This is a genomic window from Pseudomonas sp. GW823-FHT02C05, assembly GCF_058797595.1.
This window is the reverse complement of record NZ_JBXAJU010000001.1, coordinates 1,488,595-1,505,724: the sequence shown is the minus strand read 5'-3', so window position 1 is coordinate 1,505,724 and position 17,130 is coordinate 1,488,595. Positions and strand designations below refer to the sequence as shown.

The 17,130-nt window shown below is 64.5% G+C and carries 16 protein-coding genes; 5 read left to right on the top strand and 11 right to left on the bottom strand.

The annotated features are described in order from the left end of the window. Positions 1-120: 120 nt before the first annotated feature. The 3 genes from AC1RGE_RS06790 to AC1RGE_RS06780 all read left to right on the top strand — a co-directional run bounded on the left by AC1RGE_RS06790 (position 121) and on the right by AC1RGE_RS06780 (position 2,604). Entirely contained in the window at positions 121-378 is a 258-nt protein-coding gene (locus tag AC1RGE_RS06790; RefSeq protein WP_011061592.1) for a hypothetical protein, read from the top strand. Beyond that, the gene (locus AC1RGE_RS06785) at positions 365-1,537 is read left to right on the top strand and encodes an NnrS family protein (protein WP_011061591.1); all 1,173 of its coding nucleotides are present in this window, start codon (positions 365-367) and stop codon (positions 1,535-1,537) included. The genes AC1RGE_RS06790 and AC1RGE_RS06785 overlap by 14 nt, the downstream gene beginning before the upstream one ends. 98 nt (positions 1,538-1,635) lie before the next feature. Then, positions 1,636-2,604 (top strand): GGDEF domain-containing protein, encoded by a 969-nt coding sequence (locus AC1RGE_RS06780; RefSeq protein WP_258610815.1) that lies wholly within the window; start codon positions 1,636-1,638, stop codon positions 2,602-2,604. Between the two features lie 63 nt (positions 2,605-2,667). Here AC1RGE_RS06780 and AC1RGE_RS06775 read toward each other — a convergent pair whose 3' ends face one another. The 9 genes from AC1RGE_RS06775 to gloB all read right to left on the bottom strand — a co-directional run bounded on the left by AC1RGE_RS06775 (position 2,668) and on the right by gloB (position 14,284). Further along, positions 2,668-3,543: a hypothetical protein gene (locus AC1RGE_RS06775; RefSeq protein ID WP_492583723.1), complete on the bottom strand. Its 876-nt coding sequence runs from the start codon at positions 3,541-3,543 to the stop codon at positions 2,668-2,670. A gap of 69 nt (positions 3,544-3,612) precedes the next feature. Further along, positions 3,613-4,407, bottom strand: a complete 795-nt coding sequence (fabI, locus tag AC1RGE_RS06770; RefSeq protein ID WP_015635823.1) for an enoyl-ACP reductase FabI — start codon at positions 4,405-4,407, stop codon at positions 3,613-3,615. Between the two features lie 22 nt (positions 4,408-4,429). Further along, positions 4,430-6,040: an ABC transporter ATP-binding protein gene (locus AC1RGE_RS06765; RefSeq protein WP_011061587.1), complete on the bottom strand. Its 1,611-nt coding sequence runs from the start codon at positions 6,038-6,040 to the stop codon at positions 4,430-4,432. 1 nt (position 6,041) lies between these two features. Then, positions 6,042-7,061, bottom strand: coding sequence for an ABC transporter permease (locus AC1RGE_RS06760; protein ID WP_011061586.1), 1,020 nt, complete (start codon positions 7,059-7,061; stop codon positions 6,042-6,044). A gap of 1 nt (position 7,062) precedes the next feature. Continuing rightward, complete coding sequence (locus AC1RGE_RS06755; protein ID WP_011061585.1) at positions 7,063-8,136, bottom strand: microcin C ABC transporter permease YejB; 1,074 nt, start codon at positions 8,134-8,136, stop codon at positions 7,063-7,065. 2 nt (positions 8,137-8,138) lie between these two features. Continuing rightward, the gene (locus AC1RGE_RS06750; RefSeq protein ID WP_011061584.1) at positions 8,139-9,992 is read right to left on the bottom strand and encodes an extracellular solute-binding protein; all 1,854 of its coding nucleotides are present in this window, start codon (positions 9,990-9,992) and stop codon (positions 8,139-8,141) included. Next, the gene (locus tag AC1RGE_RS06745) at positions 9,989-11,818 is read right to left on the bottom strand and encodes an extracellular solute-binding protein (RefSeq protein WP_019095504.1); all 1,830 of its coding nucleotides are present in this window, start codon (positions 11,816-11,818) and stop codon (positions 9,989-9,991) included. Before AC1RGE_RS06745 ends, AC1RGE_RS06750 begins: the two co-directional genes overlap by 4 nt. Positions 11,819-11,989: 171 nt before the next feature. Further along, entirely contained in the window at positions 11,990-13,417 is a 1,428-nt protein-coding gene (locus AC1RGE_RS06740; protein WP_011061582.1) for a transglycosylase SLT domain-containing protein, read from the bottom strand. 99 nt (positions 13,418-13,516) lie between these two features. Further along, complete coding sequence (gene gloB, locus AC1RGE_RS06735; RefSeq protein WP_011061581.1) at positions 13,517-14,284, bottom strand: hydroxyacylglutathione hydrolase; 768 nt, start codon at positions 14,282-14,284, stop codon at positions 13,517-13,519. Positions 14,285-14,349: 65 nt separating this feature from the next. Between gloB and AC1RGE_RS06730 the strand changes: the two genes are divergently transcribed. Continuing rightward, positions 14,350-15,108 (top strand): methyltransferase domain-containing protein, encoded by a 759-nt coding sequence (locus AC1RGE_RS06730; protein ID WP_015635818.1) that lies wholly within the window; start codon positions 14,350-14,352, stop codon positions 15,106-15,108. Positions 15,109-15,217: 109 nt separating this feature from the next. Continuing rightward, positions 15,218-15,670, top strand: coding sequence for a ribonuclease HI (gene rnhA / locus AC1RGE_RS06725; protein ID WP_492583721.1), 453 nt, complete (start codon positions 15,218-15,220; stop codon positions 15,668-15,670). A gap of 16 nt (positions 15,671-15,686) precedes the next feature. Here the strand turns inward: rnhA and AC1RGE_RS06720 are convergent, their stop codons facing one another. Together AC1RGE_RS06720 and AC1RGE_RS06715 are read right to left on the bottom strand one after the other, a co-directional pair. Further along, positions 15,687-16,637, bottom strand: a complete 951-nt coding sequence (locus tag AC1RGE_RS06720) for a glycerophosphodiester phosphodiesterase family protein (protein WP_492583719.1) — start codon at positions 16,635-16,637, stop codon at positions 15,687-15,689. Positions 16,638-16,783: 146 nt separating this feature from the next. Beyond that, positions 16,784-17,107: a DUF2388 domain-containing protein gene (locus AC1RGE_RS06715; protein ID WP_065364174.1), complete on the bottom strand. Its 324-nt coding sequence runs from the start codon at positions 17,105-17,107 to the stop codon at positions 16,784-16,786. Between the last annotated feature and the right edge of the window lie 23 nt (positions 17,108-17,130).

Below are 17,130 nucleotides of genomic sequence, written 5' to 3'. Positions count from 1 at the left end.
TTCTTCTTTATCTGGTCATAAAGACTCTTGAGGTGGCAGGGCCCGGTTTTACGGGCTCTGCGCGCTGGCATGAAACGTGAAGGGCCAGTCATGCCATTGTGTGTTCGAGGAGTTGTCGACATGAGCCGTTACTTCGATTCGCCGCTGCATGTACTGCACCTGTCCAATGCGCTGCTGTGGTCGGGCAGCCTGTTGCTGGGCCTGGGGGTGTACGCCGCCTATGTCCATTCCGGCCATTTGCCTATCGCCACCCTGGTGCTGATGCACAGCCTGGTGATGATCGGGCCGACCCTGTTGAAGATCGGTTATGTCATGCGCCTGCTGGCCCAGCGGCGCATGGCCCAGTGCCAGGGGAGGGCTGCCTGTGTCTTTGCCTGAAGCCTGGCACCGCTGGACCGGCCAGCCCCTCTGGAGCCTGGGGTTCCGCCCGTTCTTCCTCGCCGGCGCCGGCTTTGCCTGCCTTGCCCTGGTGGGGTGGGGCCTGTGGCTGCATGGTGCGCTGGCGGGCCTGCAACCGGTGGCCGGGATGCTGGCCTGGCACCGTCACGAAATGCTCTTCGGCTTTGCCGTGGCGATCGTTGCCGGCTTCCTGCTGACGGCGGTGGCCAACTGGACCGGCCGCCCGGGCCTGAGCCGTACGCCGTTGCTGTTGCTGTGGCTGCTGTGGCTGGCGGGGCGCCTGGCCTGGTGGCTGCCGCTGCCGGGCCCGCTGTTCGTTGTGGTGCAACTGGCGTTCATGCCGTTGCTGGCGGCGGTGATCGGGCGCGAGCTGTGGTGCGCCGGCAAGCGCGAGAACTACCCCATGGTCCTGGTACTAGGGCTGCTGGCGCTGTTTCAGGGGCTGACCCTGTGGGGCCTGTTGGAACACCAGGACAGCTGGCAGCGGCGCGGCGAACTGGGTGCCTTGTGGCTGGTGGCGACCCTGATGACGGTGATCGGCGGCCGGGTGATTCCCTTCTTCATCCAGCGCGGGCTGCAACTGCCCCCCCAGGCGCCGACATCGCCCTGGCCGACCCGAGTGTTGCTGGTGGGCAGCCTGCTGGCCGCGTTGTCCATGGCCCTGGGCGGCGGTGACGCTCCCCGCGGGTGGCTGGCGCCGCTGTTCGCCCTGCTGGCGGGGCTGCAAGGCTGGCGCTTGTGGCGCTGGCACCGGCCGGGGCTGTGGAGGGTGCCGTTGCTTTGGTCGCTGTACCTGGCCTACGGGTGGCTGGCCCTGGCAACCCTGGGCATGGCGCTCTGGCACCTGGGCTGGTCGATACCCCAGAGCCTGGTGACCCATGCCCTGGCGGTGGGCGGCCTGGGCGGGCTGGTGCTGGGCATGGTGGCGCGGGTCAGCCTCGGCCACAGTGGCCGGCCCCTGCAGGCTTCGCGGGCCATGGCCGGTGGTTTTGCGCTGCTGTTCCTGGCGGCCTTGTGCCGGGTCCTGCTGGTGCCGTTCAGCAGCCTGGGGCTGGGCCTTTCAGCGCTGCTGGCAGGCCTGGCGTTTGCCGTGTTCGTGGCTGGCTACGGGAGGATTCTGTTGACCCCCCGGTTGTGAGGGCCACCTGCTCACTGGCTCCTGCCGCGCCGCTTTAAATGATAAGCCGTCGTTATTCTGGACTACGCTTGGAATCTTAGCCGCGAATGGAGTCAGCGATGTTGTATCCCAGCAAACCCAACAATGAGGCCTTGAGAATCCAGACTCTGCGGGAGCTGAATGTGCTCGACACCTCACCGGAGGAGCGTTTCGACCGCCTGACCCGGCTGGCCAAGCGTCTGTTCAACGTGCCCATTGCCCTGGTCAGCCTGGTGGATGCCGACCGGCAATGGTTCAAGTCCTGCGTGGGGCTCGACGTCAGCGAAACCTCGCGGGACATTTCCTTCTGTGGCCACGCGATCCTCGGTGACCAGATCCTCACCGTGCCCGACGCCGGCCTGGACGAACGCTTCCACGACAACCCGCTGGTGGTGGGCGCGCCGGGCATCCGCTTCTATGCCGGTTGCCCGCTGACGGTGACCAATGGCAGCAAGCTCGGCACTCTGTGCCTGATCGACATCAAGCCCCGCGACCTGGACGACGAGGATCGGGCACTGCTACGGGACCTGGCGCGCATGGCCGAGCAGGAACTGGCGGCGGTGCAGATGGCCAGCATGGACGAGCTGACCCTGCTGTCCAATCGCCGCGGCTTCGAGGCCCTGGCCCGGCATGCCCTGGGGGTGTGCAAGCGCCTGGAAAAACCGGCGACCCTGCTGTTCTTCGACCTCAACGACTTCAAGCAGATCAATGACACCTACGGCCATGCCGAAGGCGACGGCGCCCTGAAGACCTTCGCCGACGTGCTGCGCATCGCCTTTCGCGAGAGCGATGTGATCGGCCGCCTGGGGGGCGATGAGTTCGTGGCCCTGCTGACCGCTGCCGACCATATCGAGACTTCGGCGATCATGGCGCGCCTGCGGGAGATTCTCGACGAGCGCAATGCCACCTTGAAGCGGGGTTATGACATCCGCTTCAGCGTCGGCCAGATCGAATACGACGCCGAACGCCATCCCGACATCGAGGCGTTGCTGGCGGACGCCGACAAGGCCATGTACCTGCACAAGCAGGCGGGCAAGCGGGCTCGCTGAGGGTTGCTGCCGCCAAGCCCTGCCCGGTGACGCGGGGCAGGGAAGTGCGTCAGTGGCAGGGCGCTATTGGCCGCGCTCCATCAGCGGTGGGCTATAGCTTTCCTCGATGTCGACCCCGGCCGCCCTGGCCCGGCTTTCAACTTCTGAGCGACGTTGCAGCCGTTCTTTCAAATGCGCAGGGAACAGGGGTCTCCATTGGGCTCTTTGTGCCTCTGCAAAGTCGCGGGTCCAGAACGTGTCCAGGGACATCAGGTTCAGGCTTATCAAGTAGACAGCGCTTTGTAGGGGGGCGCTTTTCGAGTCGTAGCGCAGGGCTCGGACATGCGCAATGTAGTTGCCGTGATAGAGATACCAGTCATAGAACATGTTGTTGCCCAGCCACTGCTCAAGGCTCATCTCATGGTTGGCATCGAACAGCGGGTGGCTGAGTGGCTGGGTACCCAGGAGGCTTTCCTTCCAGTCCAGCTTGTGCAACTCGCCAGCGGCTATTCGGGGGTCGGAAGGGAAGTAGTATTTTTGCCATCCAGCGTTCTTCAACGCCCTGAGAAGGTTATAGACAAGCGCCTTGTTGGCCTTGTGAGTGCTGTTGTCCGGCAGCCCGCGAAGGTCGATGTTCAATTCCTGGATGGTGTTTGAGGTATTGCCATCAACGGCAATCAGCAGCCCGGCCACCTGATCCAGTTCAAGCGTGCCCTCGGGCTGGGCCAGGCTCAGGTCAAGGAGTGCTCCCTGACGATCCGCCTCATACCAACATAGGTTGACCGCATCCAGGCAGTCGGCGGTAAAGCTCACCGGGCTCTTTTCCAGGAACTCGGCAACCGGTGTGCCCAAGGAGATGTGCAGGCGTGCGACGCTGCTCCGGGTTTTATTCGAGGCGGTATCTTGGGTGTTGTCGCAGCCGGCTAGAAAAAGCACGAGCAACAGATAGCACAGCTTCATGTTTGGCCTTTCCAATGAGCGGGAGGGGGCAGGGTGGCGAGGGCGCAAGCCCCTCGCCACCGCCGCAGATCACTCGTCGAGGTTGCCCATGGCGGTGGTGTTGAACCCCCCGTCCACGTACATGATCTCGCCGCTGATGCCCGAGGCCAGGTCCGAGCAGAGGAAGGCGCCGGCGTTGCCGACTTCTTCGATGGTGACGTTGCGCCGCAGCGGGGTTTGCGCCTCGTTGGCCGCCAGCATCTTGCGGAAGTTCTTGATCCCCGAGGCGGCCAGGGTACGGATCGGGCCGGCGGAAACGGCGTTGACCCGGGTGCCCTCCGGGCCCAGGGAGCCGGCCAGGTAGCGCACGCCGGCTTCCAGGGAGGCCTTGGCCATGCCCATCACGTTGTAGTTGGGCATGGTGCGTTCGGCGCCCAGGTAGGACAGGGTCAGCAGGCTGCCGTTGCGGCCCTTCATCATTTCCCGACCGGCCTTGGCCAGGGCCACGAAGCTGTAGGCGCTGATGTCGTGGGCAATGCGAAAGCCCTCGCGGGTGGTGGCATCGGTGAAGTCGCCTTCGAGCTGGTCGCCAGGTGCGAAGCCCACGGAGTGGACGATGCAGTCCAGGCCGTCCCATTTTTTACCCAGCGCGGTGAAGACCTGGGCGATCTGCTCGTCACTGGCCACATCGCAAGGGAAGCACAGCTCGGCGCTGGAGCCCCAGCCTGCGGCGAACTCCTCGACCCGGCCCTTGAGTTTTTCGTTCTGATAAGTGAAGGCCAGCTCGGCGCCTTCACGATGCATGGCGGCAGCGATGCCGGAGGCGATCGACAGCTTGCTGGCGACACCAACGATCAGGACACGCTTCCCAGCGAGAAAACCCATATGTTGCTACTCCTGTTTCAGGTTATTCGGCGCTTGCCGGAGCCAGGAAGGCGGCTTCCAGCAGTTGCCGTGTGTAAGGGTGTTGCGGGGCGTCGAAGATGCCCCCGGCGTCCCCCTGTTCCACCACCTGGCCGTGCTTGATCACCATCAACTGGTGGCTCAGGGCCTTGACCACCGCCAGGTCGTGGCTGATGAACAGGTAGGTCAGGTTGTACTTGCTTTGCAGTGTGCGCAGCAGTTCCACCACCTGGCGCTGCACCGTGCGGTCCAGGGCCGAGGTCGGTTCGTCCAGCAGGATCAGCCGCGGCTTGAGCACCAGGGCCCGGGCGATGGCGATGCGCTGGCGCTGCCCGCCGGAGAACTCATGGGGGTAGCGGTGCCGCGTGTCCGGGTCCAGGCCGACCTCCTTGAGGGCTTCGATGATGGCCTGCTCCTGCTCCTGTTCACTGCCTATCTTGTGGATGCGCAGGCCCTCGCCGACGATCTGGCTCACGCTCATGCGCGGGCTGAGGCTGCCGAAAGGGTCCTGGAACACCACCTGCATTTCCCGCCGCAGCGGCCGAACCTGTTGCTGGGTCAGGCTGTCCAGTTGCTGGCCCTCGAAGCGAATGCCGCCCTGGCTGGCAATCAGGCGCAGGATCGCCAGGCCCAGGGTCGACTTGCCCGAGCCGCTTTCACCAACGATGCCCAGGGTCTGGCCCTGGGGCAGGCTGAAGTGGATGCCGTCCACTGCCTTGACGTGATCCACGGTGCTGCGCAGCAGGCCTTTCTTGATCGGGAACCAGACCTTGAGGTTGTTAACCTCCAGCAGCGGCGGGCCAATCTCGTTGGCCGCCGGCAGGCCGCTGGGTTCTGCGGCCAGCAGTTCCCGGGTGTAGGGATGCTGCGGCGCGCGGAACAGATCTTCGCAGGATGCCTGTTCGACGATGCAGCCCTTCTGCATGACACAGACCCGGTGGGCAATGCGCCGCACCAGGTTCAGGTCGTGGCTGATCAGCAGCAGCGCCATGCCCAGGCGCGCCTGCAGTTCCTTGAGCAGCTCGAGGATCTTCAGCTGCACGGTGACATCCAGGGCTGTGGTGGGCTCGTCGGCGATCAGCAGTTCCGGCTCGTTGGCCAGGGCCATGGCGATCATCACCCGTTGCCGCTGGCCGCCAGACAGCTCGTGGGGCAGGGCCTTGAGACGCTTGTGCGGTTCGGGGATGCCCACCAGCTCCAGCAGTTCCAGGGTGCGCCGGGTGGCGACCTTGCCGGTCAGGCCCTTGTGGATGCCCAGCACTTCGTTGATCTGCTTCTCGATGCTGTGCAGCGGGTTCAGCGAGGTCATGGGCTCCTGGAAGATCATCGCGATGCGGTTGCCGCGGATATGGCGGATGGTCTTCTCTTTCAGGGTCAGCAGGTCGTGCCCGGCATACTGGATGGTGCCGCTGGGGTGGTGCGCCAGAGGGTAGGGCAGCAGCCGCAGGATGGAGTGGGCGGTGACCGATTTGCCCGAGCCGCTTTCGCCCACCAGGGCCAGGGTCTCGCCGCGCTTGATGTCGAAGCTGACGCCTTGCACCACCCGCTGGCGGTGCTCGCCGGTGACGAACTCCACCGCCAGGTCGCGGACTTCGATCAGGTTGTCCTGGGTCATGTCATTTCCTCGGGTCGAAGGCATCGCGGGCGGATTCGCCGATGAACACCAGCAGGCTGAGCATGATCGCCAGCACGGCGAAGGCGCTCATGCCCAGCCAGGGCGCCTGCAGGTTGGACTTGCCCTGGGCCACCAGCTCGCCGAGGGATGGCGCCCCCGGCGGCAGGCCGAAACCGAGGAAGTCCAGGGCGGTGAGGGTGCCGATGGCGCCGGTGAGGATAAAGGGCATGAAGGTCATGGTGGAGACCATGGCGTTGGGCAGGATGTGGCGGAACATGATGGCGCCGTTCTGCATCCCCAGGGCCCGGGCCGCGCGCACGTACTCCAGGTTGCGCCCGCGCAGGAACTCGGCCCGCACCACGTCCACCAGGCTCATCCAGGAGAACAGCAGCATGATCCCCAGCAGCCACCAGAAGTTGGGTTGCACGAAGCTGGCGAGGATGATCAGCAGGTAGAGCACCGGCAGGCCGGACCAGATCTCCAGGAAGCGCTGGCCCACCAGGTCCACCCAGCCGCCGTAGAAGCCCTGCAGGGCGCCGGCGATGACGCCGATGATGGAGCTGAGAATGGTCAGGGTCAGGGCGAACAGCACCGACACCCGGAACCCGTAGATGACCCGGGCCAGTACGTCGCGGCCCTGGTCGTCGGTGCCCAGCAGGTTGTCCGCCGAGGGCGGCGCCGGGGCCGGCACCCGCAGGTCGTAGTTGATGCTCTGGTAGCTGAAGGGGATCGGTGCCCAGAGTACCCAGGCATCCTTCTGCGCCAGCAGTTCGCGGATGTAGGGGCTCTTGTAGTTGGCTTCCAGGGGGAATTCGCCGCCGAAGGTGGTTTCCGGGTAGCGCTTGAGGGCCGGGAAGTACCAGCCGCCTTCGTAGTGCACCACCAGCGGCTTGTCGTTGGCGATCAGCTCGGCGCCCAGGCTGAGGACGAACAGCACCAGGAACAGCCACAGCGACCACCAGCCGCGCTTGTTGGCCTTGAAGCGCTCGAAGCGCCGGCGATTGAGGGGGGACAGGTTCATCTCAATGCTCCCGGCTGTCGAAGTCGATGCGAGGGTCGACCAGGGTGTAGGTCAGGTCGCCGATCAGTTTCACCACCAGCCCCAGCAGGGTGAAGATGAACAGGGTGCCGAACACCACCGGGTAGTCGCGGTTGATCGCTGCCTCGAAGCTCATCAGGCCCAGGCCGTCGAGGGAGAAGATCACTTCCACCAGCAGGGAGCCGGTGAAGAAGATGCCGATGAAGGCCGAGGGGAAGCCGGCGATCACCAGCAGCATGGCGTTGCGGAACACATGGCCGTAGAGCACCCGGCGCTGGGTCAGGCCCTTGGCCTTGGCGGTGACCACGTACTGCTTGTTGATCTCGTCGAGGAAGCTGTTCTTGGTCAGCAGGGTCATGGTGGCGAAGTGGCCGATCACCAGGGCGGTGACCGGCAGCGCCAGGTGCCAGAAGTAGTCGAGGATCTTGCCGCCCCAGCTCAGCTGGTCGAAGTCGTTGGAGGTCAGGCCGCGCAGGGGGAACCAGTTGAAATAGCTGCCGCCGGCGAACACCACGATCAGCAGGATGGCGAACAGGAAGGCCGGGATCGCGTAGCCGACGATGATCGCCGAACTGGTCCAGACATCGAAGTGGCTGCCGTGGCGGGTGGCCTTGGCGATCCCCAGGGGGATCGACACCAGGTACATGATCAGGGTGCTCCACAACCCGAGGGAGATGGACACCGGCATCTTTTCCTTGATCAGGTCCACCACCTTGGCGTCACGGAAGAAGCTGTTGCCGAAATCCAGGGTGGCGTAGTTCTTGATCATGATCCACAAGCGTTCCGGCGCCGACTTGTCGAAGCCGTACATGTGCTCGATTTCCTTGATCAGCGCCGGGTCCAGGCCCTGGGCGCCGCGGTAGCTGGAACCGGCCACCGAGACTTCGGCGCCGCCGCCGGCGATGCGGCTGGTGGCGCCGTCGAAGCCTTCGAGCTTGGCGATCATCTGCTCCACCGGGCCGCCGGGTGCGGCCTGGATGATCACGAAGTTGATCAGCAGGATGCCCAGCAGCGTGGGGATGATCAGCAGCAGGCGGCGAAAGATATAGGCCAGCATGGTCAGTACACCGCTTCGGCCGGGGCCGCCTGGTTGTCCGGGGTCGGTTCAACGGCCGGCTTGGCGCCGGGCTTGATCCACCAGGTGTTGACGCCTATGTCGTACTTGGGCGCGACCTTGGGGTGGCCGATATGGTCCCAGTAGGCCACGCGCCAGGTCTTGATGTGCCAGTTGGGAATCACGTAGTAGCCCCATTGCAGGACCCGGTCCAGGGCCTTGGCGTGGGCCACCAGGCTGGCGCGGGAATCGGCGTTGATCAGGTTTTCCACCAGGCTGTCGATGGCCGGGTCCTTGAGGCCGATGTAGTTGCGGCTGCCGGGCTTGTCGGCACTGGAGGACATCCAGAACTCGCGCTGCTCGTTACCCGGGGAGTTGGACTGGGGGAAGCTGCCGACGATCATGTCGAAGTCCCGCGAGCGCACCCGGGTGATGTACTGGGACACGTCGACCCGGCGGATCACCAGGTCGATGCCCAGGTCGGCCAGGTTGCGCTTGAACGGCAGCAGTACGCGCTCGAACTCGGTCTGGGCCAGCAGGAACTCGATCACCACCGGCTTGCCCTGGGCGTCGACCATCTTGTCGTCGACGATGCGCCAGCCGGCTTCCTGCAACAGCTGGTAGGCCTGGCGCTGCTGGGCGCGGATCATCCCGCTGCCGTCGCACACCGAAGGGGAGAAGGCCTGGTCGAATACCTGCGGGGGGATCTTGCCCCGCAGCGGTTCGAGGATGGCCAGTTCCTCGGGCCCCGGCAGGCCGGTGGCGGCCATTTCCGAGTTCTCGAAGTAGCTGCGGGTGCGGGTGTAGGCACCGTTGAACAGCTGCTTGTTGCTCCACTCGAAGTCCAGCAGCAGGCTCAGCGCGTGACGCACTCGCACGTCCTGGAACATCGGCCGGCGGGTGTTGAAGACAAAACCCTGCATGCCGGTGGGGTTGCCGTTGGCGATCTGCTCCTTGATCAGGCGGCCCTGGGCCACGGCCGGAATGTTGTAGGCGTTGGCCCAGTTCTTCGCGCTCATTTCCAGCCAGTAGTCGAACTGGCCGGCCTTGAGCGCTTCCAGGGCCACGGTGTTGTCGCGGTAGTAGTCGCTGGTGATCACGTCGAAATTGTAGAAGCCGCGGTTGACCGGCAGGTCCTTGGCCCAATAGTCCTTGACCCGCTCGTAGCGGATCGAGCGCCCGGCCTTGACCTCGGTGACCTTGTAAGGGCCGCTGCCCAGGGGAATCTCCAGGTTGCTCTTGGCAAAGTCGCGGCTTTGCCACCAGTGCTTGGGCAGGATCGTCAGCTGGCCGAGGATCAGCGGCAGCTCGCGGTTGTTGGTGTGCTTGAACTTGAACAGCACCCGCTGCGGGTCTTCGGCGATCACCTGGTCGACGTCAGCGTAGTAGCCGCGGTACAGCGGCGAGCCGGCGCTCATCAGGGTCTGGAAGCTGAACACCACGTCTTCGGCGTGGATCGGCTGGCCGTCGTTGAAGCGCGCCTCGGGGCGCAGATAGAAGCGCACCCAGCTGTTGTCCGGGGCCTTCTCGATCTTGCTGGCCACCAGGCCGTACTCGGTGAACGGCTCATCCAGGCTCTGGGCCATCAGGGTGTCGTAGACCAGGCCGATGTTCAGCTCCGGCACGCCCTTGCTGATGAACGGGTTGAGGCTGTCGAAGCTGCCGAAGCCGGCCATGCGGAAGGTGCCGCCCTTGGGCGCGTCGGGATTGACGAAGTCGAAGTGCTGGAAGTTCGCCGGGTATTTCGGCGCTTCGTTGTACAGGGTCACGGCGTGTTGCGGCGCAGCCTGGGCATAGCAGGCGATGGCGCTGAACAACAGGCCGCTGGTGCGCAGGAGCAGGGCACGCAGGGGCATCATTGGGCGTTCTCCATGGACTTCAGCCACCAGGCGCCAAGGCCCAGGGTATAGGGCGGCGTGGTGACGAAGGCGAACCGGTTACGGTAGGCCAGGCGGTGATAGTTGAGGTACCAGTTGGGAATCATGTAGTGCTGCCACAGCAGCACCCGGTCCAGGGCCCGGCCCGCGGCCAGTTGGTCGTCGCGGGTCTGGGCGGCCAGCAGCTGTTCCAGCAGGTGATCGACCACCGGGTTGTTGATGCCTGCGTAGTTCTTGCTGCCCTTGACCGAGACCTGGCTGGAGTGGAAGTACTGCCATTGCTCCAGGCCCGGGCTCAGGGTCTGGTTGAGGGTCATGAGGATCATGTCGTAGTCGAACTGGTCCAGGCGCTGCTTGTATTGCGCCCTGTCCACGGTGCGCAGGCGGGCGTCGATGCCGATGCTCGCGAGGTTCTCCACGTAGGGCTGGAGAATCCGTTCCAGGTTGGGATTGACCAGCATCAGCTCGAAGCGCAGCGGCTGCCCGGCACTGTTCTGCAGGCGCTGGTCATTGAGCTTCCAGCCCGCCTCGCCGAGCAGCCCCAGGGCCTTGCGCAGGGTGTCCCGCGGGATGCCGCGGCCGTCGGTGCGCGGCAGGCTGAAGGCCTGGCTGAACAGGCTGGCGGGCAGTTGCTCGCGGTAGGGCGAGAGCAGCAGCCATTCATGGCCCTGCGGTACCCCGGTGGCGGAGAACTCGCTGTTGGGGTAGTAGCTCAGGGCGCGCTGGTAGGCGCCGCTGAACAGGGTGCGGTTGGTCCACTCGAAGTCGAACATCATGCCCAGCGCCTCGCGCACCCGCACGTCGGCGAAAGTGGCGCGGCGGGTGTTCATGAACAGGCCCTGGGTCTGGGTCGGGATCTGGTGCGCCACCTGGGCCTTGATCACCTCACCGCGGTTGACCGCCGGGAAGTTGTAGCCGTTGGCCCAGTTCTTGGCCTGGTGCTCGATATAGATGTCGAACTCGCCGGCCTTGAAGGCTTCGAAGGCCACGTCGCTGTCGCGGTAGAACTCCACTTCGACCCGGTCGAAGTTGTTGAAGCCGCGGTTGACTGGCAGGTCCTTGCCCCAGTAGTCCTTGACCCGTTCGAACACCAGCTGGCGCCCGGGCTGTACCTGGGTGATGCGGTACGGGCCGCTGCCCAGGGGCGGGGTGAAGGTGGTGGCCTTGAAGTCGCGATCCTTCCAGTAATGCTGGGGTAGCACCGGCAGTTCGCCCAGGCGCAGGATCAGCAAGGGGTTGCCGGCACGCTTGAACACGAAGCGGATGCGCTGCGGGCCGAGGATATCCACCCGCTGCACTTCTTGCAGGTTGGTGCGGTATTGCGGGTGGCCTTCCTTGAGCAACAGGCGATAGGAGAACGCCACATCGTAGGCGGTGATCGGCTTGCCATCGTGAAAGCGTGCTTCGGGGCGCAGGTTGAAGACCACCCAACTGCGGTCCTCGGCGTATTCCACCGAGCGGGCGATCAGGCCGTAGCTGGAAGTCGGCTCATCACCGGAAGGCGCATACAGGCCGGTGCCCACCATCAAGGGTTCGTTGAGTTCGTTGACCCCGTATTGCAGGAAATTCGGCGTGGCGACCGGGCTGGTGCCCTTGAAGGTGTAGGGGTTGAGGGTGTCGAAGGTGCCAAAGGCCATGACCCGCAAGGTGCCGCCTTTGGGCGCAGCGGGGTTGACCCAATCGAAATGGGTGAACTTTGCCGGGTATTTGAGCGTGCCAAACTGCGCGTAACCGTGACTTTCGGTGATCGTCGCGCTTGCGGGAAAGCTCAAGGCCAGGCTGATGAAGAGCAGGAGCAGGGGACGCATCGAGACAGAGATCCGATCCAGGCGGCTTGGGCTTTGTGCTCCGTACAGTAACAGCTTGTATCAGCAGGAAAAAGCTCGCTGGCGCGCGCTTCGTGCAATTGAAATTTCCTGTAGGAGCCGGCTTGCCGGCGAAGGCTGTTCGCCGGCAAGCCGGCTCCTACAGGGGAGATTTCAGTGCGGCAGGTACACCGTCAGCATCTGGCCGGGCTTGAGGGCCTGGGCCGCGCGGGGGTTCCAGCGCTTGAGGTGCTGCATCTCGACATTGAAGCGCTTGGCCACCATGTACAGCGAGTCGCCCTGCTTGACCTTGTACTGAGTCGACTTCTTCTTGTTGCTGGCCAGGCTGGTTTTCTTGCTGGCCACCTTGCGGGTGTCCTGCATCACCAGCGTCTGGCCGACCTTGAGGTTCTTGCCGCTGAGCTTGTTCCAGCGCTGCAGGTCCTGGACGTCGACCTTGTTGGCCTTGGCAATGAGGGTCAGGTTGTCGCCATTCTTGACCCGGTAGATGCGCTTGGCCCGCAGCGAATCACGCCCTTCGTCGCGGTCGAAGACCGGTTTGAGGGAGCGCTTGCTGATCAGTTCTTCGGGTTTCATGGTGGACAGGCTGGTGGTCAGCAACTGTGCCTTGGAAGTCGGCACCAGCAGGTGCTGGGGGCCGTCGATGGTGGTGCGCTGCTTGAACGCCGGGTTGAGCTGGAACAGCTCGTCCTCGTCGATGTTGGCCACCGCCGCGACCTTGGACAGGTCCATGCGCTGGTTGATCTCCACCACCTGGAAGTAGGGTTCGTTGGCGATCGGGTTGAGGTTCACGCCGTAGGCCTGCGGGGCCAGCACCACCTGGGACAGGGCCAGCAGCTTGGGCACATAGGCCTGGGTCTCGGCCGGCAGCGGCAGGTTCCAGTAGTCGGTGGGCAGGCCGAGCTTTTCATTGCGCTCGATGGCCCGGCTCACCGTGCCTTCACCGGCGTTGTAGGCGGCCAGTGCCAGCAGCCAGTCGCCGTTGAACATGTCGTGCAGGCGGCTCAGGTAGTCCATGGCCGCGGTGGTGGACGCGGTGATGTCGCGGCGGCCATCGTAGAAGCGGGTCTGGCGCAGGTTGAAGTAGCGCCCGGTGGCCGGGACGAACTGCCACAGCCCCACCGCATCGGCCCGGGAATAGGCCAGGGGGTTGTAGGCGCTTTCGATGACCGGCAGCAGGGCCAGTTCCAGCGGCATGTTGCGCTCTTCGAGACGCTCGACGATGTAGTGGATATAAAGGCTGCCGCGCTCGCCGGCATTTTCCAGGAAGGAAGGGTTGCTGGCGAACCACAGGCGCTGCTGTTCAATACGCGGGTTGACGCCCAGGCCTTCTTGCAATTGGAACCCCTGGCGCATGCGTTCCCAGACGTCCTGGGGTACTTGCGGGCTGGGCTGGTTGCTCAGCCAGATGGGTTTCTGCTTGATGCGGGCGTTGAAATTCTGTGTGTGTGTCGCGTCGCTCTGCGGGGCATGGCCGGTGCTTTGGCAGCCCGCAAGAGTCGCTGACACAGCTACCGCGATGGCCTGGGCCAAGCGCGTCAATGCGTCTGAACTGATGGAATAACGAATAGATGACGACATTGGCTGGAAGTAAGTTCCGGGCAAAAATGTCGGGCGATTCTAGAAAGCACCCGGGGTGCGGTCAACCATTCAGAATTTTTGTACCAATCGATAGCCTGCTTAGAACTTATCTTTCCAAGCCCTCAGAGCCGCAAAGACCGCACTCTGCGACTGGTTATCCTGGCCATTCCGTTCGTCCGCTTTTTGTTTAACGGATGTTTCACCGGTACGCAGGAACGGGTTGGTCAATTTCTCCAGGGCCAGGGTCGAGGGCAGGGTCATGCGCCCTTGCTCACGCATCTGCGTAACCTTCGCCAGGCGTTCGGCGATATCCGGGTTGGCCGGTTCCACCGCCTGGGCGAAGCGCAGGTTGCTCAGGGTGTATTCGTGGGTGCAGTAGATCAGGGTGTCGTCCGGCAGCGCGGCGAGGCGGCCGAGGGAGTGGTGCATCTGCTCCGGGGTGCCCTCGAACAGCCGGCCACAACCGGCCGCGAACAGGGTATCGCCACAGAACAGCAGGCCATGGTGGTAGTAGGCGATATGCCCCAGGGTGTGGCCGGGCACGGCGAACACCTCGAACTCCCAGCCGAGGATGCTAACCCGCTGGTTGTCTTCGAGGCCGATGTCGCGGGCCGGGATCTTTTCCCGGGCCGGGCCATGGACCGTGGCCGCGCTGTGCTGCTTGAGGCGTTCGACGCCGCCGACGTGATCGTGGTGATGGTGGGTGATCAGGATGTCGCTGAGCACCCAGCCCGGGTGCTGTTCCAGCCAGGCCAGTACCGGCGCAGCATCCCCCGGATCGACGACTGCGCAGCGCTGGCTGCGATGATCTTGTAACAACCAGATGTAGTTATCGGTGAAGGCGGGCAGGGCACTGATCTGTATCATCTTCGGATTCGCCAAGCGGAAAACAATGGCGCATCTTAGAGCTTCTTGGCGTGTTGGAGAATGCAATGACCGATAAAGCCTTCGCTCAGGCAGATCCCGACTGGCTGGCCCTGATCAGTGCGGCCCGGGAGTGGCTGTCCGGCCCCCTGGGGCAATTTCTGCTGGATGAAGAGCGGCGCATGCTCGAAGAGGAACTGGGGCGTTTCTTCGGTGGCTACCTGGTGCACTACGGGCCCTCGGCGCAAACCCCGCCGGCGGCGCCCCAGGTGCAACGCAACGTGCGTCTCGGCGCGCCCTTGCCCGGGGTGGAGATCGTCTGCGAGGAGCAGGCCTGGCCCCTGAGCGAGCACGCCGCCGATGTGGTGGTGCTGCAGCACGGCCTGGATTTCTGCCTGTCGCCCCATGGCCTGCTGCGCGAGGCGGCCAGCAGCGTGCGCCCTGGGGGGCATCTGCTGATTGTCGGCATCAACCCCTGGAGCACCTGGGGCCTGCGCCATGTGTTCGCCCATGATGCGTTGCGCCTGGCCCGCTGCATCTCCCCGTCGCGGGTCGGCGACTGGCTCAACCTGCTGGGCTTCGCGCTGGAGAAACGCCGCTTCGGGTGCTATCGTCCGCCGCTTGCTTCAACGGCATGGCAGGCGCGGCTGGCCGGCTGGGAGCGCAGGGCCGGGCACTGGCAACTGTCCGGCGGCGGCTTCTACCTGTTGGTGGCGCGCAAGATCGCCGTGGGCCTGCGCCCGGTGCGCCAGGTGCGGCGCGAGCCGATGGGCAAGCTGGTACCGCTGCCCATGGCCAAGGTCAACCGCCGCAACAGCGAGCCTTGATGAACTGTTGAAACCCTCTTTTTATACACTCCCGGCCGGCGTAGCCCGGCCCTGGGCCCGGTCGATCGCGGTCGTCGGGCCAATGGCAATTTTCTGATGGAAGGCGTGGATGAGCGATAGCGTAGAAATCTTTACCGACGGTGCCTGCAAGGGCAATCCCGGCCCCGGTGGCTGGGGCGCGCTGCTGGTGTGCAAGGGCGTCGAAAAGGAGCTCTGGGGCGGCGAAGCCAACACCACCAACAACCGCATGGAGCTGATGGCGGCGATCCGCGGCCTGGAAGAGCTCAAGCGCCAGTGCGATGTGCAGCTGGTCACCGACTCGCAGTATGTGATGAAGGGCATCAACGAGTGGATGGCCAACTGGAAGAAGCGCGGCTGGAAGACCGCCGCCAAGGAGCCGGTGAAGAATGCCGACCTGTGGCAGCAGCTCGACGATCAGGTCAACCGCCACAACGTCACCTGGAAATGGGTGCGCGGCCACACCGGCCATCACGGCAACGAGCGGGCCGACCAGTTGGCCAACCGTGGCGTCGACGAGGTCCGCGGCTACAAGCAGCCCTGATGCCCTGAGCGGCCAATCAGCGACAAGGCAGCGGCCGTTCGAGCCGCTGCTTCATTTCCCCCATCGCACGGGGCGAATCCACCAGCACCGCATCCATCTTCAGGCAAGTGGCCGCCTGGTAGTCCTCGGCCGTATTGATGCCGATCGCCAGCATCCGCACCTTGCCCCGTGACTGAAAGCAATCCACCGCAGCGGGCGTCCACAGCCGGGCATCGACCTGGGAGCGCGCCTCGCCCAGGGTAAAGGACTCGACCAGTTGCACCGGGCGCCGGTACTCGAAAGCCACCCAACTGCCGGGTGCAGGTGGTGCGTTGCAGTGGTGGGCGAGGGCGACGCTGGCCAGCCGGTCCCGGGTACTGTCCCTGGATTCGAACAGCCGGGCCTGGGGATAGGGCGCGAAAGCCTGCTGGTAGCCGGCATCGGTGGAGTAGATCAGCACCCGGTTCCAGGCGTGCAGCTGTTCCAGCAAGCGGGCGACGGCCTGGGCCTGGGGGGCAGCCGGCAGGGCCTTCATGTCGAGAATCACCGGCACCGACTCGGGGATCGCCATCAGCGCCTGTCGCAACGACGGCAGGCTCACCGGCTGGGCGCGATAGGGAAAGCTCACCTGGCCATCGGCTGCTGTCTGCTTGAAATTCCACCCGGCATTGAGTGCCTGCAACTGCGCCAGGGTGTGCTGGTTGACTGCGCCTGTGGCCTGGGTATTGGTGCTCAGGTCGGCCGGTCGGTACAGCACCGGTACGCCATCGCGGCTGAGTTGCACCGTCAGCCAGAGCATGTCGACGTTATTGCGCAGGGCGTTGTCGATGGCCAGCAGGGTGTTCTCGGGAAATTCCGCGGCGCCGCCGCGATGGGCAACGATCAGCGGCCGTTGTTGGCTGTCGCTGTCGGTGTGCGCAAGGGAAGAGCAGCCACTGATGCAGGCCAAGGCCAGCAGCAGTGGGAGCATCTGTCGAGTCTTGAGCATGGAAGGGCGGTTCCTGTGGGGTGAGTGCAACGCCGGGTATCAGCACCCGCGCGCCTGGGTGAGGCCGCACGGTAACGCAATAGCCTTGTTCGCATAAAGAAACGGCTGGGGCGCGCGATGAATTAGCTGCGGATGCGCCTGGGGGCTCAGAGCGCAAGCATGGCGCTGGCCAGTTGCAGGTCGCTACAGGGCGGGGCGCCGAGCACCTGGCGAATGTGCATCAGGGCGGCTTCCAACCGGGCGCCACGGATCTCGCCGGCGCTGGCCACGAAGGCCGCGGCATCGCTCTGGGCGGCGAGCACAAGTTTGTCGTCCTTGAATGAGCTGCTGGCTTTGGAGCTGCCCTCGGTTGAGCTCAGGGTCAGGCTCATGCTGATGTCGGTGCTGATCACCAGGGCGCTGGCCTGGACGAGGTCGGCGCACAGGCAGGCGCAGAGCGCGCAGGCCAGTCGGGTTTTGCTGGGGGTCATGGCAGGGCTGGGTCCGGCGGAAA